The sequence below is a fragment of the Banduia mediterranea genome (assembly GCF_031846245.1).
In the GTDB taxonomy this organism is placed as follows: Bacteria; Pseudomonadota; Gammaproteobacteria; order Nevskiales; family Nevskiaceae; genus Banduia; species Banduia mediterranea.
In genome coordinates this window covers 36,634-63,155 of sequence record NZ_JAVRIC010000002.1, presented here as the reverse complement: position 1 = coordinate 63,155, position 26,522 = coordinate 36,634, and the positions used below count along the sequence as shown (strand labels likewise).

The 26,522-nt window shown below is 63.6% G+C and carries 25 protein-coding genes; 13 read left to right on the top strand and 12 right to left on the bottom strand.

Annotation, left to right across the window (positions count from 1 at the left end):
• Positions 1 to 92: 92 nt before the first annotated feature.
• Positions 93 to 1,052 (bottom strand): hypothetical protein, encoded by a 960-nt coding sequence (locus RM530_RS01750; RefSeq protein WP_311363483.1) that lies wholly within the window; start codon positions 1,050 to 1,052, stop codon positions 93 to 95.
• A gap of 351 nt (positions 1,053 to 1,403) precedes the next feature.
• On the opposite strand from RM530_RS01750, the gene RM530_RS01745 reads away from it, so the two are divergent.
• Together RM530_RS01745 and msrA are read left to right on the top strand one after the other, a co-directional pair.
• A complete protein-coding gene (locus RM530_RS01745) occupies positions 1,404 to 1,583 on the top strand; it encodes a GMC oxidoreductase (RefSeq protein ID WP_432276069.1) in 180 nt (59 codons plus the stop codon).
• 63 nt (positions 1,584 to 1,646) lie between these two features.
• On the top strand, positions 1,647 to 2,264 hold the full coding sequence (gene msrA / locus RM530_RS01740) for a peptide-methionine (S)-S-oxide reductase MsrA (RefSeq protein WP_311363482.1): 618 nt from the start codon (positions 1,647 to 1,649) through the stop codon (positions 2,262 to 2,264).
• 23 nt (positions 2,265 to 2,287) lie between these two features.
• On the opposite strand, the gene RM530_RS01735 is transcribed toward msrA, so the two are convergent.
• On the bottom strand, positions 2,288 to 2,605 hold the full coding sequence (locus tag RM530_RS01735; protein ID WP_311363481.1) for a hypothetical protein: 318 nt from the start codon (positions 2,603 to 2,605) through the stop codon (positions 2,288 to 2,290).
• Between the two features lie 25 nt (positions 2,606 to 2,630).
• Between RM530_RS01735 and RM530_RS01730 the strand changes: the two genes are divergently transcribed.
• From RM530_RS01730 to RM530_RS01715, 4 genes are all read left to right on the top strand, one after another.
• A complete protein-coding gene (locus RM530_RS01730; protein ID WP_311363480.1) occupies positions 2,631 to 3,005 on the top strand; it encodes a hypothetical protein in 375 nt (124 codons plus the stop codon).
• Positions 3,002 to 4,429, top strand: a complete 1,428-nt coding sequence (locus RM530_RS01725; protein WP_311363479.1) for a dihydrolipoyl dehydrogenase — start codon at positions 3,002 to 3,004, stop codon at positions 4,427 to 4,429. Before RM530_RS01730 ends, RM530_RS01725 begins: the two co-directional genes overlap by 4 nt.
• A gap of 323 nt (positions 4,430 to 4,752) precedes the next feature.
• Positions 4,753 to 5,460 carry a phosphoglycolate phosphatase gene (gene gph / locus RM530_RS01720; protein ID WP_311363478.1) on the top strand — a complete coding sequence of 236 codons (708 nt, stop codon included), beginning with the start codon at positions 4,753 to 4,755 and terminating at the stop codon, positions 5,458 to 5,460.
• On the top strand, positions 5,457 to 6,536 hold the full coding sequence (locus RM530_RS01715; protein ID WP_311363477.1) for a zinc-binding metallopeptidase family protein: 1,080 nt from the start codon (positions 5,457 to 5,459) through the stop codon (positions 6,534 to 6,536). The genes gph and RM530_RS01715 overlap by 4 nt, the downstream gene beginning before the upstream one ends.
• A gap of 157 nt (positions 6,537 to 6,693) precedes the next feature.
• On the opposite strand, the gene RM530_RS01710 is transcribed toward RM530_RS01715, so the two are convergent.
• On the bottom strand, positions 6,694 to 8,868 hold the full coding sequence (locus RM530_RS01710) for a malate synthase G (protein ID WP_311363476.1): 2,175 nt from the start codon (positions 8,866 to 8,868) through the stop codon (positions 6,694 to 6,696).
• Between the two features lie 332 nt (positions 8,869 to 9,200).
• Between RM530_RS01710 and RM530_RS01705 the strand changes: the two genes are divergently transcribed.
• The 4 genes from RM530_RS01705 (at position 9,201) to RM530_RS01690 (ending at position 13,868) form a co-directional block, all read left to right on the top strand.
• Complete coding sequence (locus RM530_RS01705; RefSeq protein ID WP_311363475.1) at positions 9,201 to 10,046, top strand: DUF3014 domain-containing protein; 846 nt, start codon at positions 9,201 to 9,203, stop codon at positions 10,044 to 10,046.
• A gap of 114 nt (positions 10,047 to 10,160) precedes the next feature.
• Positions 10,161 to 10,760: an OmpA family protein gene (locus RM530_RS01700; protein WP_311363474.1), complete on the top strand. Its 600-nt coding sequence runs from the start codon at positions 10,161 to 10,163 to the stop codon at positions 10,758 to 10,760.
• 116 nt (positions 10,761 to 10,876) lie between these two features.
• Positions 10,877 to 11,419, top strand: coding sequence for a peroxiredoxin (locus RM530_RS01695; RefSeq protein ID WP_311363473.1), 543 nt, complete (start codon positions 10,877 to 10,879; stop codon positions 11,417 to 11,419).
• 118 nt (positions 11,420 to 11,537) lie between these two features.
• Complete coding sequence (locus RM530_RS01690) at positions 11,538 to 13,868, top strand: Tex family protein (protein WP_311363472.1); 2,331 nt, start codon at positions 11,538 to 11,540, stop codon at positions 13,866 to 13,868.
• A 130-nt stretch (positions 13,869 to 13,998) separates the two neighbouring features.
• On the opposite strand, the gene RM530_RS01685 is transcribed toward RM530_RS01690, so the two are convergent.
• Positions 13,999 to 14,574 carry a DUF2946 family protein gene (locus RM530_RS01685; RefSeq protein WP_311363471.1) on the bottom strand — a complete coding sequence of 192 codons (576 nt, stop codon included), beginning with the start codon at positions 14,572 to 14,574 and terminating at the stop codon, positions 13,999 to 14,001.
• A 523-nt stretch (positions 14,575 to 15,097) separates the two neighbouring features.
• Between RM530_RS01685 and RM530_RS01680 the strand changes: the two genes are divergently transcribed.
• The 3 genes from RM530_RS01680 (at position 15,098) to RM530_RS01670 (ending at position 17,195) form a co-directional block, all read left to right on the top strand.
• Positions 15,098 to 15,238 carry a hypothetical protein gene (locus tag RM530_RS01680; RefSeq protein WP_311363470.1) on the top strand — a complete coding sequence of 47 codons (141 nt, stop codon included), beginning with the start codon at positions 15,098 to 15,100 and terminating at the stop codon, positions 15,236 to 15,238.
• A 239-nt stretch (positions 15,239 to 15,477) separates the two neighbouring features.
• Positions 15,478 to 16,302: a HEAT repeat domain-containing protein gene (locus tag RM530_RS01675; RefSeq protein ID WP_311363469.1), complete on the top strand. Its 825-nt coding sequence runs from the start codon at positions 15,478 to 15,480 to the stop codon at positions 16,300 to 16,302.
• 2 nt (positions 16,303 to 16,304) lie between these two features.
• Positions 16,305 to 17,195 carry a hypothetical protein gene (locus tag RM530_RS01670; RefSeq protein WP_311363468.1) on the top strand — a complete coding sequence of 297 codons (891 nt, stop codon included), beginning with the start codon at positions 16,305 to 16,307 and terminating at the stop codon, positions 17,193 to 17,195.
• Here the strand turns inward: RM530_RS01670 and RM530_RS01665 are convergent.
• The 8 genes from RM530_RS01665 to nuoJ form a co-directional block, all read right to left on the bottom strand.
• Entirely contained in the window at positions 17,171 to 19,264 is a 2,094-nt protein-coding gene (locus tag RM530_RS01665; protein WP_311363467.1) for a putative bifunctional diguanylate cyclase/phosphodiesterase, read from the bottom strand. The genes RM530_RS01670 and RM530_RS01665 overlap by 25 nt on opposite strands.
• A 379-nt stretch (positions 19,265 to 19,643) precedes the next feature.
• The gene (locus RM530_RS01660; RefSeq protein ID WP_311363466.1) at positions 19,644 to 19,817 is read right to left on the bottom strand and encodes a DNA gyrase inhibitor YacG; all 174 of its coding nucleotides are present in this window, start codon (positions 19,815 to 19,817) and stop codon (positions 19,644 to 19,646) included.
• Between the two features lie 8 nt (positions 19,818 to 19,825).
• Positions 19,826 to 20,605: a cell division protein ZapD gene (gene zapD, locus RM530_RS01655; RefSeq protein ID WP_311363465.1), complete on the bottom strand. Its 780-nt coding sequence runs from the start codon at positions 20,603 to 20,605 to the stop codon at positions 19,826 to 19,828.
• Between the two features lie 128 nt (positions 20,606 to 20,733).
• Positions 20,734 to 22,182: an NADH-quinone oxidoreductase subunit NuoN gene (gene nuoN / locus RM530_RS01650; RefSeq protein WP_311363464.1), complete on the bottom strand. Its 1,449-nt coding sequence runs from the start codon at positions 22,180 to 22,182 to the stop codon at positions 20,734 to 20,736.
• The gene (nuoM, locus tag RM530_RS01645) at positions 22,179 to 23,708 is read right to left on the bottom strand and encodes an NADH-quinone oxidoreductase subunit M (protein WP_311363463.1); all 1,530 of its coding nucleotides are present in this window, start codon (positions 23,706 to 23,708) and stop codon (positions 22,179 to 22,181) included. The genes nuoN and nuoM overlap by 4 nt, the downstream gene beginning before the upstream one ends.
• Positions 23,705 to 25,522, bottom strand: coding sequence for an NADH-quinone oxidoreductase subunit L (gene nuoL / locus RM530_RS01640; RefSeq protein ID WP_311363462.1), 1,818 nt, complete (start codon positions 25,520 to 25,522; stop codon positions 23,705 to 23,707). The genes nuoM and nuoL overlap by 4 nt, the downstream gene beginning before the upstream one ends.
• Positions 25,523 to 25,694: 172 nt before the next feature.
• Positions 25,695 to 26,012, bottom strand: a complete 318-nt coding sequence (gene nuoK / locus RM530_RS01635) for an NADH-quinone oxidoreductase subunit NuoK (protein ID WP_311363651.1) — start codon at positions 26,010 to 26,012, stop codon at positions 25,695 to 25,697.
• Positions 26,012 to 26,518, bottom strand: a complete 507-nt coding sequence (gene nuoJ, locus RM530_RS01630; RefSeq protein WP_311363461.1) for an NADH-quinone oxidoreductase subunit J — start codon at positions 26,516 to 26,518, stop codon at positions 26,012 to 26,014. The genes nuoK and nuoJ overlap by 1 nt, the downstream gene beginning before the upstream one ends.
• Positions 26,519 to 26,522 lie beyond the last annotated feature (4 nt).

The following is a 26,522-nucleotide window of genomic DNA, read 5'->3' as shown; positions in this document are numbered from 1 at the left end:
GGCTGAGACCAAAGAATCCATCGGCGATGCCGACAGCGGCGCCGCGCAGACTGAATCGCCTGCGGCATCACGCTGCGCGTGATTCACGAGTATCAGTGCGATTCCATCCAGGCTGCACGAATCCTGCGGCCGCACTGCACGCTGTCCCAATAGGCGGATTTCGAGAATTTCTTGCGTGCCACCAGACCGTAGGTGCTCCTGTCCGCTGAAATCCACGGATAGAAGCCCATCAGACCGGGACTGCTGAAGGCGCCATCGCCGGTGTCGGGGTCATCCTCGACCCAGTGGTTGAGGCTGTAGTGCCAGCGTTCCTTGACCGGGCTGAACACGGCATTGCAGCTGGCGCCCTCGAACGCACAAACCGGCTGATAGCCCAGATAGTCGTGAATACGCAGATCGCCGGCCACGATCTTGCTCAAAAACTTGCCGTAGGCCGCAGGGCTGGCTTCCACGCCACCGGCAGGTTGCGGCCGCTTGTAGGCAATATCGAGTCCGCTCAGGCCCAGGGTCCCCATGACGGTGCTGGTGAGTTCAGCTGCGTTCTTGCGACCCAGGCCCATGCTTGCGGCCATGCGCTGATCGTGCCCGCCACCATACGAAAATCGGCCGATAGCGCTGCTGCTGCGCTTGCTGTTGGAGCGCGCATCCAGACAGGAATCCACGCTTTTCGACAACAGGCAGAACAATGGATTGAATTCCGAGTAGCCGGATTTCATCTCCAGATACGAGAGCTGTTCGTCGCTCGGTTTCTCGCCCGCCTTCAGGTTTTCGAGGACATAGGCACCCCAAATGAATTTCGAAGCGGAGGCGATATCGATGGTTTCGTCGGCCGCGTAGTCGTCACCGATGCGGCCGCTGGCCAGCACGCCCTCGCCATTCCCGATTTCCCAATAGAAATCGTCGATGGCCTGACATTGCGGATCGGTTTGCGCGACTCTTGCTGCGGCCGAATCCGATGAAGCGGTTTTCCCCGCTTCGGCGGCCGACAGCTTGCAGGCATTGAGCAATAGCAGGGTCGCGATCAGGGCGGACAGGCGGAGCGTCGGACGCATGGTAGAAAATCCTTTTCGAGAGCCGGGCAGGGCGCTTGAGCGTACCAGCCTGTTGGCGACGTGGTGAGTATCGGCTGAACATCGGCTCCGCGTGGTGCAATCGGTGCGGGTCGAGGCCAGTCTATAAAAAACGAACGTTCAATCGACGGCATGCCGCGACGAACGCGCACCGGGCGGTTCGATGGAGCTCGGGGAAGAATGTGAGGAGGTTCTGGACTATCCCATCACTGCCTACGTGCAAGAGGGTTTCCTGCGCGGCCCAGCCTTTGCACAGCCCCGCCGAGGCGCGGACCTGGCTGGCCGCGCGCGCGGCGTGCAGTACGGTTCCGCTCACGTCATGGGGGGGGCGCCTTGAGGGGTGCCGAAGCCGGAGGCTCCGTGGTCGATCCCTACGGCCGGCACCACAGCCTGGCTGGCCTCAGCGTGATCGACGGCTCGATCTTCCCGACGTCGATTGGCGCCAATCCGCAGGAAAGCACCTACGGCTTTTCGCTGCGCAACGCTCACAAGCTCGCCGAGGATCTGGCCTGATCGACTTGCCGTTTCCGCAACCGGCCCCAATAGTGTGGGTCTACGTTTCTGGAGCGCGTCGTCATGGCCCTGTTCGGCAGCAGTCTCAAGATCAAGCCCAGCGAATTCCCGGTGGCGGAGTTCGATCCCACGCCCGAAACCTCGGCGCCACAGCTCGCGATATTGGCCGGTGGCTGCTTCTGGTGCGTGGAAGCCGTCTATCAGGAACTGGACGGTGTGAACAAGGTCGTCAACGGCTATTCGGGCGGCAGCGCCGAGACCGCCGACTACACGGCGGTCTGTACCGGAACCACCGAGCATGCGGAAGTCGTGCAGATCGAATATGACCCCGCGAAAACCTCGTTCGGCGAGTTGCTGCGCATCTTCTTCTCGATCGCGCACGATCCCACGCAGCTCGATCGTCAGGGCAACGACCTTGGCACCCAGTACCGTTCTGCGATCTTCTACCAGAACGATCTTCAGAAGGCGGTGGCGGAACGCTACATTGCGCAGCTGGACGCCGCCGGTGTTTTCTCCTGCCCGATCGTGACGCGGCTGGAACCGCTGCAGGATTTCTTCGAGGCCGAGGCCTACCATCAGAACTACGCGTCGCAACATCCGCGGCAGCCGTATATCGCGGGCGTGGCATTGCCCAAGCTGGCCAAACTTCGGGAGTATTTCGGCGATCGCCTGAAACCCTGAGTGGACCGGGCGATGTCAATCGCTCAGCGCGTGAGGATGTCCACGATCTCCAGGGTCGAGGCCACGAGCCGCAAGGTTTCGTCTTCGATGCGCACCACCATGCGGCCGTGGCGGTCCATCGGGCTGATCACCTGCGCATAGGCATACAGGTCCCGGTCGAGATAGGCGCCGGGATATAGCTTCTTCTTCCAGCCCGGCGGCAGCGGCTCTCCGCGCTGCACCTTCTTCTGCAGGCCGGGAGGCAGTTCGTCGTGCCCCGGCTGTGCCATCGCGGTGATCGGCGGTGCCAGCAGCGCAGCCGCGATCAGGGCGGCCATCCACTTGTTTGGTGTCGATCTCATGTCAAGCTTTCCGAATTCATGAGCCGTGACCCTAGCCGGCGTTTATGAGCCGGGGCTGAACGGCGCGCGAATTCGATTGCCCGGAGACCCGAATGATTCAGCGTCTGACGGCCGCCGATCATACATCCGCACTCGGACACGCGCCGGTCGCGTCCTGGAAACGGCGCTGCTTGCCCTGGAGACCTACGAGGCAATCGGGGCTGGAGATCGGCGCGGCCGCGCAGAACACGCGGCGCTCGTTCAGGTCGCAGCGGACAGCTTGTGGCAGTTTCTGGTGCAAAGAGAAGCCTGCGGGCTGACCGATCACCGCTCGGTCGACGAGTACTTCAGCATTCCCTCGATCGTGTGGAAACGGATCGGCGTGCAGCCAAGCCCAACTGACGAGGTCCGAATGTCGTGAAGACCGAAATCGCCATCATCGGGGCCGGCACCGCCGGTCTGTCCGCCTATCGCCAGGCACGCAAACGTACGGACAGCGTACTGCTGATCGAGGCTGGTCCCGGCGGTACCACCTGCGCGCGCGCGGGCTGCATGCCATCGAAATTGCTGATCGCCGCAGCCGATGCCGCGCATGCGGTGCGCGTAGCGGACGTATTCGGCGTACGCACCGAGCCACCGCGAATCGATGGGGTGGCCGTGATGCGCCGTGTGCGCGAGGAACGGGATCGCTTTGTGCGCCTGACGCTGGAAGATATCGAGGCGTTTCCGGCGCGACATCGAATCAGTGCGCACGCCCGTTTCGTTGACGACCATCGACTGCGCCTCGACGACGGGCGTGAGCTCGAAGCCGAGCGCATCATCATCGCCACCGGATCATCACCATCCATTCCCGAGCCCTGGCGTGCGCTGGGCGATCGCCTGGTCGCCAACGAGCAGGTCTTCGAATGGCGGAGTCTGCCCGAGTCCGTGGCGGTGGTTGGTACCGGCGTCATCGGACTGGAGCTCGGTCAGGCGCTGCATCGTCTCGGCGTGCGGGTGCGCCTGTTCGACAAGGGTCGCTCGGTCGGTCTGCTCAAGGATCAGGCGGTGATCGACTACGCACTCAGGCTGTTCGAGGACGAAATGCTCTGGAGCGCGGAATCGGAGCTGGAAACGCCCCAACGCGACGGCGACCAGGTACTGCTGCGCTGGACCCAGGGCGGGCAGAGCCATCAGGAGCGTTTCGATTATCTGCTGGCGGCCACAGGGCGCCGGCCGAATGTGTCGCGGCTCGGCTTGGAAAACACCGGGCTGAAACTCGACAAGCACGGCGTGCCCGAATTCGACCGTCAAACCTTGCGCTGCTCGCTCGATCACATCTTCATCGCCGGTGACGCCGACGGCGAACTGCCGCTGCTGCACGAGGCCGCCGACGATGGACGCTTCGCGGGGCTCAATGCGGGGCGATACCCCGAGGTTCGACGTTATCCGCGACGCGCCGGTCTGCAGATCCTGTTCAGCGACCCGCAGATTGCGGTCGTCGGCGCTGGCAGCGCCGTACTCGAGGCGGCCGGCCGGCCGTATCGTGAAGCCGGCCTGTCGTTCGAAAACCAGGGACGCAGCCGCGTGATCAATCGTAATCGCGGTTTCGCCAAGCTCTACGGCTGTCCGCACAGCGGCCGGTTTCTGGGCGCCGAGCTGATCGCCCCCCATGCCGAGCACCTGGCCCATCTGCTGGCCTGGAGCGTGCAGCAGAAGCTGAAGGTGTCGACGATGCTCGACATGCCGTTCTACCACCCGGTGATTGAAGAAGGCTTGCGCAGTGGGCTGCGCAGTCTGTTGCGCAACATGCAGATGGGCGAGGAGCCGGTGCCGGGCTGCATGGACTGCGGTCCTGGTGGCTGAGGCCCTGGTGTGGTGTCCCGGAGGTCAGTGCAATCAATCGAGAAGGGATGGTGCTGCGAGACAAGGCGCGAGGAGGAGGAGGCATAGCCATCGCTATGATGACGACGAGCAACGCCGTATCGCAGCGCCAAGACCAAGCGAAAATTGATACCGATCTCAGGGTCCCCCTTCTCCCTCCGGGAGTAGGGCTGGGGATGAGGGCGCTTTTCGCCCTGGGGCCTGGCGCGGAGCCTTGAAAAGCGCCCTCACCCGGCCCCCTCGCAGAGGGAGAAAATCGTTTTTGGCGATACCGGGAATTATCGAGTGCGTAGACTACTGGCCGCATGAAAGAACCTGCACTGGTCATATTCGATCTGGACGGCACCCTGGTCGATTCCGCGCCGGATTTGGCCGAAGCCGTGGGCCGCACGCTGGAAGAACTCGGCCTGCCGCCGCCCGGCGAGGCGCGCATCCGTGCCTGGGTCGGTCACGGCGCACGGCAGCTGCTCAGCTCGGCGCTGGCCTGGGCCGGACGGCCCGACGCCTCCGCGCTGGCGGAGCGCGAGTTCGAGCGTTTCATGCGGCACTATGGCGACTGCCTGTGCTTGCAAACGCGCGTCTATCCGGGGGCCTTCGAAGCCCTCGATGCGCTGGCGCAGCAGGGCGCCGAACTGGCGGTGTGCACCAACAAGCCGCATCGCTACGTCGAGCCGTTGCTGGTGGCCCTGGGGCTGGCCCCGCGTTTTCGTGCCTGGCTCGGTGGCGACGCGCTGCCCACGCGCAAACCCGACGCCGCGCCCTTGTTGTGGCTGGCGCGAGATGCCGGTTGTGAAGCCCGCGATGGCCTGATGGTCGGCGACTCGCGCACCGATATTCTCGCGGCGCGTGCGGCGGGCATGCCGGTGGTCGTACTCGAACACGGGTATCCTGCGCAGGAGCCGATCGACGATGCCGACGGGCGCCTGCCCGGATTTGCGGCCCTGCCAGACTGGATTCATCGGTGCCGGAGCACACTGTGGCCGGACCCACTGGAATCAGGTAGAGCGGATTGAATCTCTTTCATTGCGGACATTGCAAAGCGGTCGTTTTCTTCCAGAACGATCAATGCCTGAGCTGTGGCGCCAAGCTCGCGTTTCTGCCGGACGTTGGGGTGATCACTTCGATCCGACCGCTCGACGGCGGCTTGTGGGCGCCCGAGAAGGCTACGCTGGCCAAGCGGCGATATCGCTTGTGCGAACACGACGCGGTCCAGGGATTCTGCAACTGGGCCGTGCCGGTCGACGACCCGAACCCGCAGTGCGTGTCCTGCCGTCTCACGCGCACGATTCCGGACCTCGATCTGGAAGGCCACCATGACGCCTGGGTTGCTCTCGAATCCGCCAAGCGCCGGCTGATCTACAGCCTGTTGGAACTGAGGCTGCCGGTGGCCGATACCGGCGAGGATCCCGAGCACGGCCTTGTGTTCGAGTTTCTTGCGGATCCTCCGCCGCAGGCGGAAGACAGCGCGCCGGTCATGACCGGCCATGCCGGTGGCGTGATCACGATCAACATCGCCGAGGCCGACGATGCGGAACGCGAGCGTCGCCGCCTGCAGCTGCACGAGCCGTATCGCACGCTGCTGGGCCACTTTCGTCACGAGATCGGTCACTACTACTGGGACCGTTTGATCGACGACAGTGAGCGGATCGAGCCGTTTCGTGCGCTGTTCGGCGACGAGCGCGAAGACTATGCGGAGGCCGCACAGCGGCACTACGAGCAGGGCGCGCCGGCGGACTGGTCGGCACGATTCATCAGTGCCTACGCAACCATGCATCCCTGGGAGGACTGGGCCGAGACCTGGGCACACTATCTGCACATGCTCGACACCATCGATACTGCCGCCAATTGCGGCCTGCGGATGACGCCCGCAGCGTCCGATTTGCCGGCCTTGGATCTGGTGCTGGGGGACACGCGGGCGTCACAGCTCGATTTCGACGCTCTGTACGAGAAGTGGACGCCTTTGACCTTTCTGCTCAATAACCTCAGCCGTAGCCTGGGGCAGGGCGATGTCTACCCGTTCGTGCTGCCGGCGCCGGCCGTCGACAAGCTCCGATTCGTGCACGACACCATTTGCGCGCAGCGGCCCTGAATTCGAGCGGCCGGGCCGTTTCGGTCCGACCACCGTCATTCCGGACGAGCCGCCGGCGCGACCTGGAATGACGAGGCTAGTCTGAGCGAGGGTCGAACCGCCATCCACAAAAAACGCCCCACACCAGGGTGAGGGGCGTTCGAACAACAGGCTGCGCTTAGCGCAATTTGGCCTTGGCTTCACGTCGCCGCGCATGCAGCAGCGGTTCGGTATAGCCGTTGGGCTGCTCCACGCCCTTGAACACCAGATCGCAAGCGGCGGCGAAGGCGACGCTGTCTTCGAAGTTCGCGGCCATGGCCTGGTAGCCCGGATCGGCCGCATTCTGGCGGTCGACGATGGCGGCCATGCGCTTCATGGTTTCCATCACCTGTTCCTGGCTGCAGATGCCGTGACGCAGCCAGTTGGCGATGTGCTGGCTGGAGATGCGCAGCGTGGCGCGGTCTTCCATCAGGCCCACATCGTGGATGTCCGGCACCTTGGAACAGCCGACGCCGGCGTCGATCCAGCGCACGACGTAACCGAGGATGCCCTGTGCGTTGTTGTCGAGTTCCTGCTGAATCTGTTCGGCGGTCGGCATGTTCTTCAGCGCCGGGATCGTCAGCAGTTTGCCCAGGTCGGCGCGTGGTCGCGCGAGCAGTTCCTGCTGGCGCTCGGCGACGTTGACCTTGTGGTAGTGGATCGCATGCAGCGTGGCGGCCGTCGGCGACGGCACCCAGGCGGTGGTGGCGCCGGACTTCGGATGACCGATCTTGGCGTCCATCATCGCTGCCATCAGGTCCGGCATCGCCCACATGCCCTTGCCGATCTGCGCCTTGCCCTGCAGGCCGGTTTCGAGACCGATATCGACGTTGTTGTCCTCATAGGCTGCGATCCAGGGTTCCTGTTTCATGTCCGCCTTGCGCACCACCGGGCCGGCTTCCATGCTGGTGTGAATCTCGTCGCCGGTACGGTCGAGGAAGCCGGTGTTGATGAACACCGTGCGTTCGCGCGCCACCTGAATGCAGGCCTTGAGGTTGAGCGTGGTGCGACGCTCCTCGTCCATGATGCCGACCTTGAGGGTGTTGCGGTCCAGGCCGTAGAGGTCTTCGATGGCGGCAAACAGGTCGCAGGTGAACTGCACTTCCTCGGGGCCGTGCATCTTCGGTTTGACGATGTAGACGCTGCCTCGGCGGCTGTTGCTGTACTTGCCGTTGCCCTTGAGGTCGTGCACCGAGATCAGGCTGGTGACGATGCCGTCTAGGATGCCTTCCGGGATTTCCCGTCCGTCGGCGTCGAGGATCGCATCGGTGCTCATGAGGTGGCCGACATTGCGCACGAACAGCAGGCTGCGGCCCGGCAGGGTCAATGTGCCGCCATCCGGCGTGGTGTATTCGCGGTCGGGGTTGAGCGTGCGCGTCAACGTCTTGCCGCCTTTCCGGACCTCTTCGGCCAGGTCGCCCTTGATCAGGCCGAGCCAGTTGCCGTAGACCACGGCCTTGTCTTCGGCGTCCACGGCGGCCACCGAATCCTCGCAGTCCTGAATCGTGGTGATCGCCGATTCCATCAGCACGTCCTTGACGCCGGCCGCGTCGGTCTGGCCGATCGGGCTGGAACGGTCGATCTGGATCTCGACATGCAGGCCATTGTTGCGAATCAGCACCGCGTCCGGCGCGGACGCCTCACCGGTATAGCCGACGAAGGCTTCGGGCGCCGCCAGACCGCTGGTCTTGCCGCCGGCCAGCATGACCTGCAGTTTGCCGTCGACCACGGCGTAGGACTCGGCGTCCGCGTGGCTGCCATCAGCGAGGCGCGCGGCCTCGTCCAGGAAGGCTTTGGCATAGGCGATGACCTTGGCGCCGCGCACCGGGTTGTAGCCGCCGGCACGTGTGGCGCCGTCGTCCTCGGAAATCACGTCGGTGCCGTAAAGAGCGTCATACAGGCTGCCCCAGCGCGCGTTGGCGGCGTTGAGCGCATAGCGCGCGTTCATCACCGGCACCACCAACTGCGGCCCGGCCTGCACGGCGATCTCGTCGTCGACGTTCTGACTGCTGACCTTGAAGTCCGCCGGTTCCGGCAGCAGGTAGCCGATGTCTTCAAGGAAGGCCTTGTAGGCGACGCCGTCCAGCGGCTGGCCGGCGCGTTCGCGGTGCCAGGCGTCGATGCTGGCCTGCAGTTCGTCACGCTTTTTCAGCAGGGCGCGGTTACGCGGCGTGAATTCGCCGAGAATCGCCTCGACGCCGTTCCAGAACGCATCGGACTCGACACCGGTGCCGGGGAGCACGCGCTGCTCGATCAGCTCGTGTAGCACTCGGGCCACTTGCAGGCCGCCTTTCTTGATTCTGTCGTCGCTCATCGTCGCCTTCTTGCTGTTAAGTCGAATGGGTGGACATCGTCGGTCCGCTTCGCCCTGCGGCGCTGCCGGATCGCGGCCTGTGCCGGTTCTGCCCTGTGTTGCTGGCTGCTTCGGCCAGCCGGCTATTTTCACGCATACGCCCACGTATGTCGCGGCCGGGCCGAGATGGTGCGCAATCCGCGACCCCAGAGCAACCACCAGGCCGGCTCGCCACGGCATTTGCGCAAGCCGGGCGGCCATTGGAGCGCACGGTGTATGAACGGAGCTTGACACGCGCCCGGATTGGCCGGAGGGTCTTTGTCGCATCCTGATCGCAGGCGAAGGCTGGAACGATGAACAACAAAGGCGCATTCGGAACATTGGCGGCCCTGGCGGCCATCATTCTCGCCGGCGCGTTCGGCTATCACTGGTACAAGGGCCGGGAAGGCGCGGCGATGGCGCCGCAGCCGGTCGATACCCGGCCTTTACCCGAGGCGCCGCAGCCACTCCAGTACCCGGTGCCGCAGAGCCCGCCGCAAGCGCCCGCTGAAAGCGAATCCAAGCCGGTGTCCAGGCCCCTGCCGGATCTCGGTACCAGCGATGCACCGTTCCGCAGCTCGGTGGAAGCGCTGACGGGTTCGGCGCCGCTGGAAGCCTTTCTGGTCCCCGATGGCGTCATTCGCAAGCTGGTGGTCAGCATCGACAATCTGAGCGATTCCACGCTCGGCCTGCGTTTTCGCGCAATCAAGAAGATCGACGGAGATTTCACGGTGGAGACGCGCGGCGATGCGATCTATCTGAGCGCCGAAAACTACGCGCGTTACGATCGTGCCGTGAACACGCTGGAGGCTGTGGACACCGGCTCGCTGGTGGCCCTGTACTTCCGCTACTACCCATTGTTTCAGGAGGCCTACAAGGATCTCGGCTATCCGTCGCGCTACTTCAACGATCGGGTGATCGCCATCATCGATCATTTGCTGGCGACGCCGGATGTGTCGGCTTCGGTCGAGTTGGTCCGGCCGAAAGTGTTGTATCAATACAAGGATCCCGACCTTGAATCACTTTCGGTCGGGCAGAAGACACTGATACGGATGGGTCCCGAGCACGCGGCCAGCGTGAAGGCGAAGTTGCGCGAGATCCGCAAGGCGATCATTGCCGGAACGCGTGAGCGCGGCGAGGCAGCGTCCTCGGCTGGTTGAGGCTCGTCGCGGTGCAAGAGCACAATTCAGGCGTGCTTCAGTCCTGCCGGCCAGCGTCGGCACGATGCCTGTTTTACACAAAGAGAGATCAATGAGATCAAGGAGGTTGACCGGATGATGTACAAGCGAATCGTCATGGGCCTGTCGATGGGCCTGGCTGCCGCCACCCTTTCGGGGTGCCACTACGTGAAGCAGGATGCCTTCGAGGCACAGCTCGCCGAGTTGCGCGGCAACGACGCCAGCATGCGCAGCGACATCGATGCGCTGCAGTCGCGCGTCGACAGCATGGAGTCGGAGCTGCAGCAGAAGCTGGCGCAGTACGATGCGAAGATCGAAAAGCTGCAGGGACGGGTAAGCGTCGACATGAGCGCCCATTTCGATTTTGACGATGCAAGCTTGCGAGCCGAAGACAAGCCGGTGCTGGACGATTTCGCCGCCGTGATCCGTGAGCACGCTCCGGACGCGATCATTACCGTCGAGGGCTTCACCGATCCGGCCGGATCGGCCGCCTACAACAAGCGGCTGGGCCAGAAGCGCGCCGACGCCGTGCGCAGCTATCTGGTGGGCAGCGCCGGATTGAACGATGCCAATGTTCGGGCCGTGAGCTACGGAGAAAACAGCAATCGTCAGGTCGAGAAGGGCGCCTGGGGCGACGACGGCATGGCCAACCGCCGTGTCGCGCTGGTGATCGACTACAGCACGCCGTCGAGTTGAACAGCCGATTGGCGGCAGCCAACAAAAACCCCGGGAGCAACCCGGCGTTTTTGTTGGCAAGGCATTATTGATCGCGCCGCCAGTAAGGCGCGCCACCGCATACCGACGAGGCTGTCATGAAGATCATTCGCAGGCTGCTCACAATCATGCTGGTCGGCGGCTGTGGCATCGCCTGGGCCGCACTGCAAGCGGATGCGCTTGCGCCGGATTTCACCGCGGATGCCGCGCTCGACGGCAAACCCTACCAATTCTCCCTGGCCGACGCGCTCGGCGAGGGGCCGGTGGTGTTGTATTTCTATCCCAAGGCGTTCACTGCCGGCTGCACGGTCGAAGCGCACCTGTTCGCCGAAGCGATGCCGCAGTTCAGCGAACTGGGTGCGCAGGTCGTGGGCCTTTCGGGCGACGATCTGGAAACCCTGCAACGATTCTCCGTGGAGGCCTGCCGCAGCGCGTTTCCGGTGGCGGCGGACCCTGGGCTCAAGATCGCCGGGACTTTTGAGGCGCGCATGTCCGAGCGGCCTGAATATGCCAGCCGCACGTCTTTCGTGATCGCGCCCGATGGTCGCATTCTGTCGACGTTGACGGAGTCGAAACCGCAGCCGCACATCAGCAATGCGCTTGAAGTGTTGCGCGAGTGGAACGCCGCGCATGTCGACTGAGGCGTCTCGGTCAGAGGCCGTTTCGGCATCGCAAGCAGATTTCATGAGACTGCGCCAGATTGGCAGGCGTCGCGCAGCTGGCTAAGGTCGCGCTTCCCCAAGCCCGAAGCCTTCACCCATGACCGACACCGCCAGCCGAATCGTCCGTTTGATCGCCGAGGAGATCGGCGCCCGTCCGCAGCAAGTGGGCGCAGCGGTGGCGCTGCTCGACGAAGGCGCGACCGTGCCGTTCATCGCCCGTTACCGCAAGGAAGTCACCGGCGGTCTGGACGACACCCAACTGCGCAATCTGGAAGACCGTTTGGGCTATCTGCGCGAACTCGAAGCGCGTCGCACCAGTGTGCTCGAATCGATCCGTGGCCAGGACAAGCTCACGGACGATCTGGAAGCGCGAATCGCGGCGGTGACGACCAAGGCCGAACTCGAAGATCTGTACCTTCCGTACAAGCCCAAGCGGCGCACCCGCGCGCAGATCGCGCGCGAGAAAGGGCTGGGGCCCCTGGCCGAGGCTTTGTTTCAGGATCGGTCGCTGGACCCGCAGGACGCCGCCTCCGCCTACCTCGGCGACGAGGTGCCGGATGCCAAGGCCGCGCTCGACGGTGCGCGCGACATTCTGGTCGAACAGTTCTCCGAAAACGCCGAACTCCTGGGTGCGCTGCGGACCTATCTGCAAAAGCACGCGTTTCTGCGAGCACGCGTGGTCGACGGCAAGCAGGAGGCCGGGCAGAAGTTTTCGGATTATTTCGACCACGTGGAGCGCTGGTCGGGCGTGCCCAGCCATCGAGCCTTGGCGATGATGCGCGGACGCAACGAGGAGATTCTGAGCCTGACGATCGAGGTCGACGCGGACGATCCCGCGCCGCTCAAGCCGGTGGAACGGATGATCGCCGATGCCTATTCGATCGGCCAGGGCAGCGCGCCGGCCGAGATCTGGCTGATGGAGGTGGTGCGCTGGACCTGGCGCGTCAAGCTGTCGATGAGCCTGTCGATCGACCTGATGATGCAGTTGCGCGAACGCGCCGACCTGGAGGCGATTCAGGTGTTCGCGCGCAACCTCAAGGATCTGCTGCTGGCGGCGCCGGCCGGTTCGCGGGCCACGATGGGGCTGGACCCCGGCATTCGCACTGGCGTCAAGCTGGCGGTGGTGGATGGTACCGGCAAGCTGCTCGACACCGCGACGATCTATCCGTTCGCACCCAAGAATGACGTTCGGGGCTCTCAATCCGAACTGGCGCGCCTGATTCACAAACACAAGGTCGAGCTGATCGCAATCGGCAACGGCACCGGCAGTCGCGAAACCGACAAGCTGGTGGCCGAGGTGCTGATCAATGCGCCGGACCCCAAGCCGATCAAGGTCACGGTCAGCGAGGCGGGTGCCTCGGTCTATTCGGCCTCAGCCCTGGCGGCTGCGGAATTCCCGGACCTGGACGTGTCCTTGCGCGGAGCCGTGTCGATTGCGCGGCGGCTGCAGGACCCGCTGGCGGAGCTGGTCAAGATCGAGCCCAAGGCGATCGGTGTCGGCCAATACCAGCACGACGTCGATCAGTTCCGGCTGGCGCGTGCCCTGGATGCGATCGTCGAGGACGCCGTCAATGCCGTCGGCGTCGATCTGAACATGGCGAGCGCGCCCTTGCTCGCGCGCGTGTCAGGCCTGGGTGAATCCCTGGCCGAGGCCATCGTCGCGCATCGCAACACGCAGGGGCCGTTCCGCTCCCGCCAGCAACTGCTCGGCGTGGCGCGGCTTGGCCCCAAGACCTATGTCCAGTGCGCCGGCTTTCTGCGGATCCCGAACGGCGATGAGCCGCTGGACGCCTCCGCAGTTCATCCCGAAGCCTATGGGCTCGCGCAGAACATCATCGCCGCCTGCGGGCGGGATCTGCGCAGCCTGATGGGCGATGCCGAAGCCCTGCGTGCCCTGGACCCGAATGCCTTTGTCGGCGACAGCTTCGGTTTGCCGACGGTGCGCGACATCATCGCCGAACTCGAGAAGCCGGGCCGCGATCCGCGCCCTGGTTTCAAGACGGCCGAGTTCAAGGAGGGAGTGAACGAACTCAAGGACCTGCAGCCGGGAATGGTACTTGAAGGCACGGTGACCAATGTCGCCGCCTTCGGCGCCTTCGTGGATGTCGGCGTGCATCAGGACGGCCTGGTGCACGTCTCCCAGCTGTCGGACCGCTTCGTCAAGGACCCGTACCAGGTCGTCAAGGCCGGAGACGTGGTCAAGGTCCGAGTGGTCGAGGTGGACGTGAAGCGCAAGCGCATCGCGTTGACGATGAAGTCCCGGGATGACGCGGTTCGACCGATGGCCAAGTCTGCCGGCTCCGGATCACGGCCGCGCCCCAAGGCCGCAACACACAACAATAATAAGCGTGGCCGCAAGGCCGAGGCGCAGCCAACGGGCTCGCTGGGCGCAGCGCTGTTCGAGGCCTTGCGCAACAAGTCGGACTGAGCGGCTAACGGCCATGCCGCCAAGCGGCACCCTGCAGAATGAATCTGCTGCGGCATGGCCCTTGCCCTCGCCCACCGCTCTCCCGCAAGCGGGCGAGGGCAGGTCGGCATCACGCGGCGCATGATTCACGCTAAGTCTGCTCCGGCTGTGGTTCACGAACAAAGCCGAGCCGTGCCGGAATGTGCGCAAAATCGCAGCGTCGTACCGGTGCCTCGCGGCCCATGAAGTTGAACTTCAGCGACGTATCCGAGCCCGACGAACGATCCAGGGCGTTCGCGAGCTGGGCTTCGTCAACTTCGTGCCCGTCCACCAGCAAGTGGCTCAACGCCCAGACCAGATCCTGATCGTCAAGCAGTCCTGGCCCCAGGTTCGATTCCAAAAGCAGCGCTCCGTTCTCGTCCAGATAAACCGCGTCGACGCTGTCGACCGGCACGCCGGTGTGCGCCATCAGTTGTCCAGCGCCGTTGATGCGCAGGTGCAGGGGCGCGTATTCCAGACTGACGTAGCCCCGTTGCGGGCCGTTCTGGAAGTACCAGCAGCCGCGCGCATCGGCGGCGTAATTGGGGTTGATCGTGTCGATGATCTGGGGGCGTGTGATGTGTTCCCCCTTGATGAGCCAGCGTCCACGGCGATCCAGTGACAGCCACCCGTAAAGGGCGGGCACATTCGGCCAGCGCCTCAGCGCACGGGCCACCCATTCCTCCATTCTGGTTCTCCTCTGGTCTGTCCAGTCGGGACGTTAAACCGTCGCGCCATATTTTCACAGCGACCAACAGAGCCAGCCACGCGAGTGTGGTCAGGCCAAGTCGGGGCTCAGGTGCTGCTGCTTGGGTTGCCTGCAGGACAGTCGTGCTCGATAGGGCGCGTGGGGAGGCTCGAGTCGAGAGTAAATCGGTGAGCTCAGCACAGTCTTGGCGCCATCCGTGTCGGAAATGCCACCGCCGTGTCCCGTATTGGGGCATCCTGCCTAAATTTTCGTAAAGTTTCTTTATTTCGTGCACCAAAATCGACATTTTTGATGAATTTGATGAAAGGTTTGGATAAGCAATACTGTATTTTTGCATAAATTCCTTTAAAAACAAATTTATACAAACAACTTCATGATTTTACATTACGTTTGTCGTCAAATTTGCAGCGTTTGTCGGCGACAATTGGCAATTTGAGATCGCATAGTGTTATATTTTTTGGGCGCCTTGGGGCGATCACTCAACATCAGGAGCAAAACAGCCATGAACTTTGACATCAACAACGAAATCGAACTCGAAATCCCGGATCTGGAATATGACGTTGCAGGCGCCGGGGCGGCCGAAGCGGGTGACACGCAGGCCAGCAATGCGGCGTTCCTGATCGTGATGTTCGATCACACCTGACTGGCATCGTCGGTCATCTGACTGCACCGCAGTCGCTGATCGTGTTCGGCAGGCCGCGACCCTCTGACGAGGGGAGCGGCCTAAGCCGTATCGCCGTCCGGAGGCCGACAATTTCAAGTGCCGGAAAGGTTTCTGATCGCGAGGCGCAGCGTCACCTCCATTGGCGGTAGTGGTCAGGCGGCAGCTCTCGCACGACGGGCAGGCTAGACCTCCTAAAGGTTTTTCCCTCTAATAGAGGGATGACCAAAGGGGAACATGCGCTTGCTGCACTGGTGGAATCGGCCGAGTCGGTGTTTCGACCCGAGGCACCGGAAAGCTTTTGGGACTGCCGAGCGGCGTTTCAGGCCTTCGTCGATTCGTCATTTCTTCGCGATGAAATCAATCGCCAACTGATCCAGCAACGCGCCCGGCCCGATTTCGTCGGGTCCTGGTTTTCGCGGGAGTGGGTACTACACCGCGAGCGGTTTCTCCTCTCGGTGTCCTTGCACGAAGAGCCCCAGCGTTACATCCACGCCTTGCCGACACTGGCGTTCTACGCCCTGCTTTCGGGTGAGTCCGTTGATTACGATGTCTATCGCTTGCCGGACTCGTATCGGAACGATGTGTTCGATCCATCGCTGCATCTGGAGCCGGTCGAATCCCGGCGGTTGCGGTGCGGCGAGGTCTTGTCCATAGAATCGGACCGGTTCGTCTATGATTTCCGGTTCCGTCAACCCACGCTGTTGCTCAAGCTGGTCACGCCGCCGATACGAACCCTGGAATGGCTGTTCAGCAGGGACCGGCTACAGGCCTGGCAGGCCAATGATGCGGACCTGAGCTTCACACAGCTGCGGGTCGCAGCGACGGTGCTTGGTCGCTTTGCACATCATTCGTCGATCGATCCGGTCGAGAAACTGACCAAGCATCCCCATCATGCTGTTCGCTGGGCGGCGATCCAGAACCTGGCGCGCTTGTACCGTCTGGCGGCGATTCAGGCGCTGGAAGCAGCGACACACGATCGCCACCCCCACGTGCAAAGCGCCGCGCGCAAGGCATTGCAGGCGATCACGGACAAGAAGATTTAGGCATGGCTTTGATCATCCCTTGCGAGGGCCACGACACGATAGACACCGAGGATTATCTGGACTATGTGCAGGCCAAGGTCGATCTCAATGACGAGGATTCGATCGCGGAATCAGCGCCGATGCTGCGTGCGCTGGCCAATGACCGGGAGCTGATTGTCCGCCGTCTCAATGAGCTTATCGCCCGACAGTTTTCGGATGAGACCACTCCGTCCAGTCAGGCCATACTGCTGGGGCAGCGCAAGAACTTCTATGTGCGCGCGAATGTCTGGCCGTCCACGGCTGACATCGTGGCCGGTCGTGTGTTCCAGGGACAGTTCTCCTACGATCTGGCGCATGACCACAATTTCAGCTTTCTGACCGTCAACTATTCCGGTTCCGGTTATGAAACGGATCTGTTCGAATATGATTTCGAATCGGTCGTCGGCTATGTCGGGGAGTCCGTCAGTATCCGGCCCTTGCAGCGCATGCGTTTCGGCCGTGACATGGCGATGCTGTACCGCGCCAGCCGCGACCTTCATGTGCAGCACCCCCCCAAGGAGATGAGCATCACCTTGAATTTGATGGTGTCCGTCCCAGAGGTGCGTGCTCGCGAGCAGTATTTTTTCGATCTGGAGCGCGGCGTCATCGCAGGCTATCCGGCTGAGAGCGAAAACTCCAAGCGCTCATCGTTCTTCAGGATCGCCAGCATGCTGGGCGATGGCAACACACGCGATCTGCTGGCGGATCTGATGGTCAGGCATCCTTCGCCGCGCGCCCGCATCGGCGCCGTCAGCGCACTGGATCGCCTGGCGCCCGATCTGCATGTCTGGGCTCTGGCCGTGGATGATCCGCACCCGCTGGTGACACGAGAGGCTCGTGCGCAGCTGGCTCAGTATTCCGACCGCGACTCGTAGCTGAGCACCCAGGGCAGGAAATTTTCCGGCGCCAGCGCCGGCGAAAAATAGAAGCCCTGCTGCAGCGTGCAGGAGATGTCCCTGAGCAGGCGCATCTGCTGGGAAGTTTCCACGCCCTCGGCCACACACTCCAGATCCAGGCGCTGTGCCAGCGCCATGGTCGCGGAAACAATCGCGCGGGCCTCACGGGCGTACTCCAGCTTGGCGACGAAAGAGCGGTCGATCTTGATCTTGTCGATCGGATAGCGCTGCACGTAGGCCAGCGAGGAGTAACCCGTGCCGAAGTCGTCCACGCTGATCCGGTAGCCCAGAGAGCGAATCTCGGTCAGCGTGGCGTGAGCATGGTCGATGTGCTCGAGCATCGCGGTTTCGGTGATCTCGAAATCCACTGATTCGGGCGGCACCAGCGCAGCGGCGGAAATCCTTTGCAGAGCGGGCAGGATGGTTCGATCCTCGATCTGGCGCGCCGACAGATTGATCGACAGCCGGATGGGGTGGCCGGCCTTTCGCCACAGCGCAGCCTGCTCGCAGGCCTGTAGCAGGCAGTGTTCACCCAGCGATCGGATCAGGCCCGATTCCTCCGCGATCTGGATGAACTCACCGGGCAGCAGCAGCCCTCGCGCCGGATGCTGCCAGCGCAGCAGCGCCTCGGCGGCGATCACGCGATTGGTGTCGGTGTCCACGATCGGCTGGAAATGCGCCTGAAACTCGCCGACTTCGATCGCTCGACGGATATCCGAGATCAGTTGCAGACGGTCGCGGGCCGTGGTCCTGAAATCGGCCTTGGCGAACTGAACGCTGTTGCCCCCGGTACGCCGGGCCGTGTACATCGCGGTCTCGGCTGCGGTGATCAAGCCTTCGAAGGATTCACCGTCGGCGGGATACATGCCCACGCCGATCGAGGCCGTCATTGGCAGCAGATGGTCGCGGAACGGGAAGGGTTCGGAGAGACCGATGAGGATGTTGCGCGCCACGTTGCAGATCGCCGCGATCTGAGCCGAAAGGTCATGGCCCGGAATCTCGTCTAGTACGATGACGAACTTGTCCCCGCCGAAGCGGCACAGCGTACTGCCGAATGGGGCAAACCGTTGAAGCCGAACCGCCGCTTCGCACAGATAGTGGTCGCCGATGCGATGTCCGAGGCTGTCGTTGACGTTGCGCAGATTATCGAGGCTGATGAACATCAGTGCGATGGGCGATGAATCGGACGTCGCTTGCCCGGTGGCGCGCTCCACCACTTCTTCGAGTCGCGCCCGGGTGCCGAGCCCGGTCAGTGCGTCGTTGTAAGCCAGCTGCCGCAGCCTTTCGGTCTGGTCGCGAAACTGGCGCAGTGCCTGCGCCATCTCGCCGAACTCGTCGTGAGTGATGGGCGGCAGGTCGACCGAAGTCTCGCCGTCGTTGACCTGCCGCATCGCACGCACGGTGGCCTGCAATGGTCGCATGATCGACTGCAGCAGCCAGAACCCGAGAATGGCGCCAAGCATGATGCTGATGGCGACGATCAGTAGAGACAGCCGCATCACATTCGTGGCGTGTTCCGTCTCATGTTGGCGCACGGCCTCCGCCTCGGCCTGTTCACGAGAGGTTGCCCGATGCAGGGTCTTCTCGACCATATCGAGACTGCTGCGGACTTTTCCGATGTGGAAATTGGCTTCTTCTTGGCGGCCAGCCTTGAATGCCTCCATTCCGTCGCCGATGTGCACAGGCAGCGCGCCCAGCTGCTCGCGGACCTGCTCGGTACTGGCCGCGTCGAACGCTGCCATTTTCGAGAGCTGTGCTTGTAGCTTGTTGAGCGATTGATCCACCGCCGCTTGTGCTGCCGCGATCTGCGCTTGATCGTTGATCAGCGAGGCGCTGTTGTACTGACCGAGGTTGAAGCGGTGCGTGCTCATCATCGCGACGACGGCATGAATCGTTTCCAGTCGTTGATGCTGTTCCCACATCTGCGCCTTGACCCTCTCCTCATTGCTGATCAGATGGCCCAGCAGAAGATTGGCTCCACCCAGACAGATGACCAGGCTGGCGACGAGCGCAATCAGGCGACCACGAACACTCAATAGGGCAGGCATACGGTTACGTCAGCGGGGCGCGCCCCGCAGTGAGCGCGCACTGCGGGAACTTGGTAGATGTGCGGGGCGGCGTGCAAGCGATAAGAACGTGAAGTATACGGCTGCTCGCCTTGAGGAGAAGCCGCCGTTCACCGGCGCCCGATGAGATAAGCAGCCACGCATGCTTTCCCCCGAGGGTGCCAAACGATGTCGGACCATGCCATACACAGGCGTCATTGCAGTCTTCCGCGGCGAACCGGTCCAGAGGCTCAGCTTAGCGACGTACGGTCCGATTGTCGCTGCCGTGTGGCCGGCGTCGCATGCCTTTTGGCGCCCGTATGCGAGGACCATGATCGATGTGGTGCCGGCGGTGGCCGGCGTGAGTCGCGACGATACGGACTCAGTGCTCGTCTTCGTCCGGGGGCATCTGTTCCGGCCCCGGAATGGTGTAGCGCCCGGTGAACCAACCGTCCAGGTCCACGAACTTGCAGCGCTCGCTACAGAATGGACGCCATGGATTGCTGGGTTCGAGCACCGAAGGCTGGCCGCATTGCGGACAGGAGGCAGTCCTCATGGGTTCGCTCACAGTACGCAGCAATGCAGCTTGAAAGTGATATCCGTCGCGGCCTGGGAGGGCCGCATGTTGACGTCGCGGCCGGACATGAAGCGAATGCTGAAGCGGTGACGGCCGGCGCTGATCTCCGGGTAGACGTGCAACTGCGCCGGTACCAGCACACGCAATAGCGTGAACGTGCCCTGCGGCGAATACACGAACATGCCCGCCGGTGCGCGTTCCTCGGTCGGCTCTGTGCCGGCACGCAGCAATTTGAGATAGAGGTTGATCGAGCGCTCGAAAGCTCGCAGATCGGCGAACCAGGCGTCCAGATCGCGCTTGATCACCTCGTACGGCTGACTCAACCAGTGATGCAGGATGGGCACATCGAAACTGCAGGTGCCGCCCGGAATGGTCGTGCGATTGAGCACCGCGATCAGGAATTCGTTGTCGCGCAGGGCACCGCTGACAAAGTGCGAGCCGATCGTCTGCAGGCCATTGACTGCTTCGTCGATCTCTTTGAGCGTCTTCGACAGTCGCTCGGGATCCACGTCGCTGCGTGATGCGAGTCTGGACAGCAGATTGTGCTGTTCCAACAGTTCCTTGAGCAGCTCGCTCTTGAAATCGCTGCGGCCTAGCAAGGTGAGGATATCGAGCAGCGACTGCAGCGTCGCACGAACGCCCCAGACCGATTCGTCTGCGCGATGGTGGCGGTGGCGGCTGAACAGAAATTCCAGCCGCAGGAAACTGCGCAATCGCTCGTTGAGCGGCTGTTCGTATGCAATCCAATTGGTCGAGATTTCCGACACCTCGCGGTGAGCTCCCTGCCTTGACGACTGCCTGAAAACAATGGCCGGGCCGCATCGCCGCTAGCCGGCCCGAAGAATCTGAACGATTGTGAACCAGTGCACCAGCAAGGGGCAAATACCGAAGCCGACTAATGGAGTCCAGCGGCGCGGATCAATTCGATCAAGGGCTGCGGATACACGCCCAGCCAGAACATCAGCACCGTGATCAACAGGATGACGATGCCGCCGGCGCGCTGCGCCCAGTCCAGCGGTGCCGTGGTGCGATGGATGCCGCGCTCGGTCAGGAACATCGCGATGATCACGCGCAGGTAGTAGTACAGGCCGATGGCGGAGCCCAACACGACCGTGCTGACCAGCCACCACAGGCGCGCGTCGATGCCCGCCGCGAGCACGTAGAACTTGCCGATGAAGCCGGCCGTCAGCGGTACGCCGGCCAGCGAGAACATCGCCACGATCATCGTCGAGGTGAGGTAGGGACGGTCCCAGAACAGGCCCCGATAGTCGTGGATCGAATCCGCGTCGCGTTCGTGGTGCGGGCTGGACATCAGGCTGATCACGCCGAAGGCACCGAGCGCCGTGACCACATAGGTCAGCAGGTAGACGCCCACCGCCTCGACCGCCAATTCGCCGCCCGCGATCAGCGCCACCAGGCAGTAGCCGAAGTGCGTGATCGAGCTGTAGGCCATCAGCCGCTTGAGGTTTTTCTGCATCAGCGCGAGCAGGCTGCCGATCAGGATCGACAGGATCGCGATACCCGAGAGCGCGTCCAGCAGCCGGTCGAAATGGTAGTCGCCGGCTTCGGCGAAGTAGCGCGTCAGCGCGGCGAACACGGCAACCTTGCTGGCGGTGGCCAGGAACAGCATGGTCGGCGCCGGCGCGCCTTCGAAGACATCGGGTGTCCACAGGTGGAACGGTACCAGCGACAGCTTGAAGCCCAGGCCGACCAGCAGCATGCCGCCGCCGATCAGCAGGTACGGGGATTGCGCGGACAGTTTGGCGGAGGCCCCCGCCAGTTCGGCATAGCCGAGCGCGCCGGTCTGCGCATAGATCAGCGCCAGCCCGAACAGCAGGAAGGCGGAGGCGGAGGCCGACAGCACCAGGTATTTGAGGCTGGCTTCCAGCGAGCGACGTTCGCCGATCGGGTAGCCGATCATGCCGTACAGCGGAATCGACAGCAGTTCCACGCCGATGAACAGCGTTGCGAGGTGTTCGGCGCAGACCATCACCAGGCCGCCCATCGCCGCGATCACCAGCAGCAGGTAGTACTCCTCGGGGTTGCGCCGGTCGTTTTCGAGATAGGCGTGCGACAGCGTCGCCGTGGCCAGCGTGGTGATCAGGATCAAGGCCATGTAGAAACAGGCGTAGCCGTCCACGCGCAGCAAGGGGGTGACCTGCTGCGGGCCGAGTTGTGGTACGAGCAGGCAGGCGATCAGCGCGAGATTGAGTCCGGCCACGGCGATGGTGGCGGCCGCGCGGTGGTGGCGGCGTACGGCGATGGCCGTCATCACCGCCAGCGCGGTGGCGCCGACGATGAGGATCGGCAGCAGCGCGAGCAATTGTGCCTGCGTGAAGCTCATGGCGCGGCCACCGCAACCGCGGTGCCTCTGTATATCTCGTGGATCGCCTGCATCGTGGTCGTGGAGGTATCGAGGAAAGGCTGTGGATACAGCCCCAGCCACAGCAGCACCGCCATCAGGATCAGCAGCATGTAGCGCTCGCGGGTGCTCAGATCGCGCAGGCTGGCGGCGTCGCCCCGCACCGGGCCGTGGAAGCTGCGCTGAATCAGGATCAGGCAGTACACCGCGGCCAGCACCAGGCCGGACGAAGCGACGATGGTGACGGCCGGCGCCAATTCCCAGGTGCCGGCCAGGATCAGGAATTCGCCGACGAAATTGCCGAAGCCGGGCAGGCCCAGCGAGGCCACGGCAAACACCAGCGCAATCGGCGGCAGGGTCTTGAAGCGCGCCCACAGGCCGCCCATCTGTCGCATGTCACGGGTGTGCATGCGCTCGTAGATTTCACCGCAGAGAATGAACAGACCGCCGGCGGAGATGCCGTGCGCCAGCAGCTGGATGGTCACGCCCTGCAAGGCCATTTCTGTGCCGGCGTAGATGCCGATCATGACGAAGCCCATGTGCGCGACCGAGGAATAGGCCACCAGCCGCTTGATGTCGTTCTGGGCGAAGGTCAGTACGCCGCCGTAGATCACGCCGATCACGCCCAGCCACATCGCCACCGGCGCGAAGTCCAGCGAGGCGTTCGGAAACAGCGGGATCGCGAAGCGCAGCAGGCCGTAGGCCGCGGTCTTGAGCAGGATGCCGGCGAGGTCCACGGAGCCTGCGGTGGGCGCCTGCGAGTGCGCCTCCGGCAGCCAGGAATGCAAGGGCACGGTCGGCATCTTCACGGCGAAGGCGACGAAGAAGCCCAGCATCAACCAGAACTCGGTGAGCGGACTCATCGAGGTGCCGAGCAGGTCCATGTAGTTGAACGTGAGCACGCCGGTCTGCTGCTGGTGCACGTAGACCAGGCCGAGGATCGCCACCAGCATGATCAGGCCGGAGGCCTGCGTGAACAGGAAGAACTTGGTGGCCGCATAGATCCTGCCGCGACCGCCGGGCGCGTTATGGCCCCACAAGGCGATCAGGAAGTACATCGGCACCAGCATCGCTTCCCACAGGAAGAAGAACAGGAACAGGTCCAGCGTCAGGAACACGCCGATGACCGCGCCGAGGTTCCACAGCAGGTTGAGATGGAAGAAGCCGACGCGCTGGTCGATCTCGCGCCAGGAGCAGATCACCGCCATCAGGCCGAGCAGTGCCGTCAGTACCACCAGCATCAGCGACAGGCCGTCCAGCGCCAGGTGGAAACTGATGCCGAAGCGCGGAATCCAGTCGCGCTTGAACTCCAGCGCCCACTGCGGTGTGCCGCCGGGTACAGCGAGGCTGTAGTCGCCGCTGACCCACAGCCACAGGCTGAGAATCAGCACCAGCAGCATCGAGCCGGCCGCGAACCAGCGCGGCAGCCAGGGGCCGGCGTGACGTTCGCCCTGCCAGCACAGCAGCCCGCCGATGATCGGGATCAGAATCAGCCAGAGCAGGATCATAGGAAGACCGCTCCGGTGACCAGCACCGCACCGAGCGCGACGGACGCCGCATACCAGCGCAACTGCCCGGTCTGGGTCTTGGCCAGGCCGTGGTGGGCGCGCGTCAGCGTGGCCGGGATGGCGCCGATCGCCCGGTCGAACAGATCATCGCGATTGACGTGCACCAGCCACAGGTAAGGCTTCACGAACAGACGGTCGTAGAGCCAGTCGAAGCCCATGGCGTTCAGCGCCAGGCGGCGCAGCGGGTCGATGGCGTTCGCCATACGAGTGACCGCCGAGCGCTTACCGAGCCACAGCGCCGCCGCCAGAGCGATGCCGATCAGCGACACCAGCAGCGGCAGGTATTCGATCAACGGACCGGTTTCGCCGGCATGGCTCGCCGGCAGCACGGAATCCAGCGGCAGGTGGATGAAACCGCCGACGAGCGCCAGCAGCGCCAGTACCGCCAGCGGCAGGTGATGGGCGATGCCGTGGCCGGCATGGGCCGCGCCCCGGGGCTGGCCGAAGAAGGTGATGAACAACATGCGGAAGGTATAGACCGCGGTGAGAAAGGCGCCGAACAGCCCGCAGGCCCACAGCGTGACATGCCCGCTGGCGTAGGCTTCGTGCAGGATCTCGTCCTTGCTGAAGAAGCCGGCCGTGGGCGGAATCGCCACCAGCGCCAGCGAGCCGATCAGGAACACCGCAAACGTGAACGGCAGCGACTTGCGCAGCCCGCCCATCTTGAACATGTCCTGTTCGTGGTGCATCGCCAGGATCACGCTGCCGGAGCCGAGGAACAGCAGCGCCTTGAAGAAGGCGTGCGTCATCAGGTGGAACACCGCCGCCTGCCAGGCGCCGACGCCCAGCGCCAGGAACATGTAGCCGATCTGGCTCATCGTCGAATAGGCGAGTACGCGCTTGATGTCGGTCTGCGCCAGCGCGCAGAAGCCGGCCAGCAGCAGCGTTGCCGCACCGACCACGCCGACCGCCTGCATCGCGATCGGCGACAGCTCGAACAGCAGGTGCGTGCGTGCGATCAGGTAGACGCCGGCGGTGACCATGGTGGCGGCGTGGATCAGCGCCGACACCGGCGTCGGGCCGGCCATCGCGTCCGGCAGCCAGGTTTGCAGCGGTAGCTGCGCGGATTTTCCGACGGCGCCGCCGAGCAGCAGCAGCGCGGTGAGGGTGGCGATCGGCGCGCCGACCTCCCAGTGTGTCGTCACCGCGCTCATCAGCGTGTCGATGTCCAGCGTGCCGAACTGCAGGATCAGGATGAACAAGGCGATCGACATCGCCACGTCGCCGGCGCGGGTGATGACGAAGGCCTTGCGCGCCGCCGCGCCGTTGGCCGAATCCTGATACCAGAAGCCGATCAGCAGGTAGCTGGACACGCCTACGCCTTCCCAGCCCAGATACAGCACCAGCAGATTGTCGCCGAGTACCAGGAACAGCATGCTCGCTACGAACAGGTTCATGTACGAGAAGAATCGCGCGTAGGACGCATCGCCGCGCATGTACCAGGCGGCGAACAGGTGGATGAAGAACCCCACGCCGGTGACGATGCCCAGCATCACCAGCGACAGTTCGTCCAGGCGCAGGGCAAAGTCCACCCTCAGGCCGCGGACGTCGATCCAGTGCCACAGCAACTGGGTCTGGGCGGCACCGTCGGTGCCGAGAAAGCCGATCGTGATCCAGGCGGCGATCAGGGCCGAGACGCCCACCGTGCCGACGCCCACGATCGCCGCCATGTTTTCGGACAGGCGGCCGCGTGAGAACGACAGGAACAGATAGCCGGCCAGTGGGATGAAGGCGGTCAGGAACAGCGGGTTCATGCGGCGCTCCCGGAGGGACAGGGGAGCTTTGGCTTTTCGCGGTTCGGGCCCATTCGGAAGCGCCGAGCGGCGGAACCCGTCGGAAACCTGCCATTGGGCCAGTAGACCCTCGGCGCCTCACGATCAATCGCCAGGGACACGAGCAAGCAGGACAAGTCCAAGGTCGACATGCTCACCCCCGCAGCTCGCTGGCCCGATCCACATCCAGCGTTCGGAACTGGCGATACAGTTGCAGCAGCAGTGCCAGGCCGACGCTGGCCTCGCAGGCCGCCAGCGTCAGTATCAGGATGAACATGATCTGTCCGTCCGGCTGCGCCCAGCGCGCGCCGGCGACGACGAAGGCCAGAGCCGCGGCATTGAGCATCAGCTCCAGGCTCATCAGCATGAACAGCACATTGCGCCGCACCATCACGCCAGCCAGGCCGATCACGAACAGCATGCCGGCCACGGCGAGGCCATGATCCATCGGAATGCCCACGACGCTTTCCATCATCGGACGCTTCCTTGGTCGTCATGCTTGCCCAGATGCCAGGCCACCACCAAGCCGGCGAGCAGCATCATCGAAGCGAGTTCCACGGCCAGCAGGTAGGGGCCGTACAGGGCGATGCCCACGGCCTTGGCGCTGACGGTCTCGGCGCCGGCCAGCTCACCGGGGCGGCTCGCCAGCGCGATCACGATTTCCACCAGCAGCGCCAAGGACAGCAAGCCCGGGCCGATCCACATGCGCGGTCGCAGCCACTGGCGCTCCTGCGCCACCGTCTCCGGCCCGAGGTTGAGCATCATCACCACGAACACGAACAGCACGACGATGGCGCCGGCGTAGACGATGACTTCCAGCACACCGGCGAATGGCGCGCCCAGGGCGAAGAACATCGCGGCGATCGCGAGCAGCGTCAGCACCATGTACAGCAGCGCGTGCACCGGGTTGGTATTGGTGACCACACGCAGGGCCGCGAACAGGGCGATGATCGAGGCACTGTAGAAGACGAATTCCATGTTC

Coding starts and splice junctions, on each gene's coding strand:
- RM530_RS01685 (WP_311363471.1), bottom strand. CDS start 14,574: ATGGAGGAATGGGTGGCCCGTGCGCTGAGGCGCTGGCCGAATGTGCCC.
- RM530_RS01750 (WP_311363483.1), bottom strand. CDS start 1,052: ATGCGTCCGACGCTCCGCCTGTCCGCCCTGATCGCGACCCTGCTATTG.
- nuoJ (WP_311363461.1), bottom strand. CDS start 26,518: ATGGAATTCGTCTTCTACAGTGCCTCGATCATCGCCCTGTTCGCGGCC.
- nuoN (WP_311363464.1), bottom strand. CDS start 22,182: ATGAGCTTCACGCAGGCACAATTGCTCGCGCTGCTGCCGATCCTCATC.
- RM530_RS01660 (WP_311363466.1), bottom strand. CDS start 19,817: ATGAGGACTGCCTCCTGTCCGCAATGCGGCCAGCCTTCGGTGCTCGAA.
- nuoM (WP_311363463.1), bottom strand. CDS start 23,708: ATGATCCTGCTCTGGCTGATTCTGATCCCGATCATCGGCGGGCTGCTG.
- RM530_RS01665 (WP_311363467.1), bottom strand. CDS start 19,264: ATGCCTGCCCTATTGAGTGTTCGTGGTCGCCTGATTGCGCTCGTCGCC.
- RM530_RS01695 (WP_311363473.1), top strand. CDS start 10,877: ATGAAGATCATTCGCAGGCTGCTCACAATCATGCTGGTCGGCGGCTGT.
- RM530_RS01670 (WP_311363468.1), top strand. CDS start 16,305: ATGGCTTTGATCATCCCTTGCGAGGGCCACGACACGATAGACACCGAG.
- nuoK (WP_311363651.1), bottom strand. CDS start 26,012: ATGGAAAGCGTCGTGGGCATTCCGATGGATCATGGCCTCGCCGTGGCC.
- RM530_RS01700 (WP_311363474.1), top strand. CDS start 10,161: ATGATGTACAAGCGAATCGTCATGGGCCTGTCGATGGGCCTGGCTGCC.
- RM530_RS01705 (WP_311363475.1), top strand. CDS start 9,201: ATGAACAACAAAGGCGCATTCGGAACATTGGCGGCCCTGGCGGCCATC.
- RM530_RS01690 (WP_311363472.1), top strand. CDS start 11,538: ATGACCGACACCGCCAGCCGAATCGTCCGTTTGATCGCCGAGGAGATC.
- gph (WP_311363478.1), top strand. CDS start 4,753: ATGAAAGAACCTGCACTGGTCATATTCGATCTGGACGGCACCCTGGTC.
- msrA (WP_311363482.1), top strand. CDS start 1,647: ATGGCCCTGTTCGGCAGCAGTCTCAAGATCAAGCCCAGCGAATTCCCG.
- RM530_RS01675 (WP_311363469.1), top strand. CDS start 15,478: ATGACCAAAGGGGAACATGCGCTTGCTGCACTGGTGGAATCGGCCGAG.
- RM530_RS01735 (WP_311363481.1), bottom strand. CDS start 2,605: ATGAGATCGACACCAAACAAGTGGATGGCCGCCCTGATCGCGGCTGCG.
- RM530_RS01680 (WP_311363470.1), top strand. CDS start 15,098: ATGAACTTTGACATCAACAACGAAATCGAACTCGAAATCCCGGATCTG.
- RM530_RS01710 (WP_311363476.1), bottom strand. CDS start 8,868: ATGAGCGACGACAGAATCAAGAAAGGCGGCCTGCAAGTGGCCCGAGTG.
- nuoL (WP_311363462.1), bottom strand. CDS start 25,522: ATGAACCCGCTGTTCCTGACCGCCTTCATCCCACTGGCCGGCTATCTG.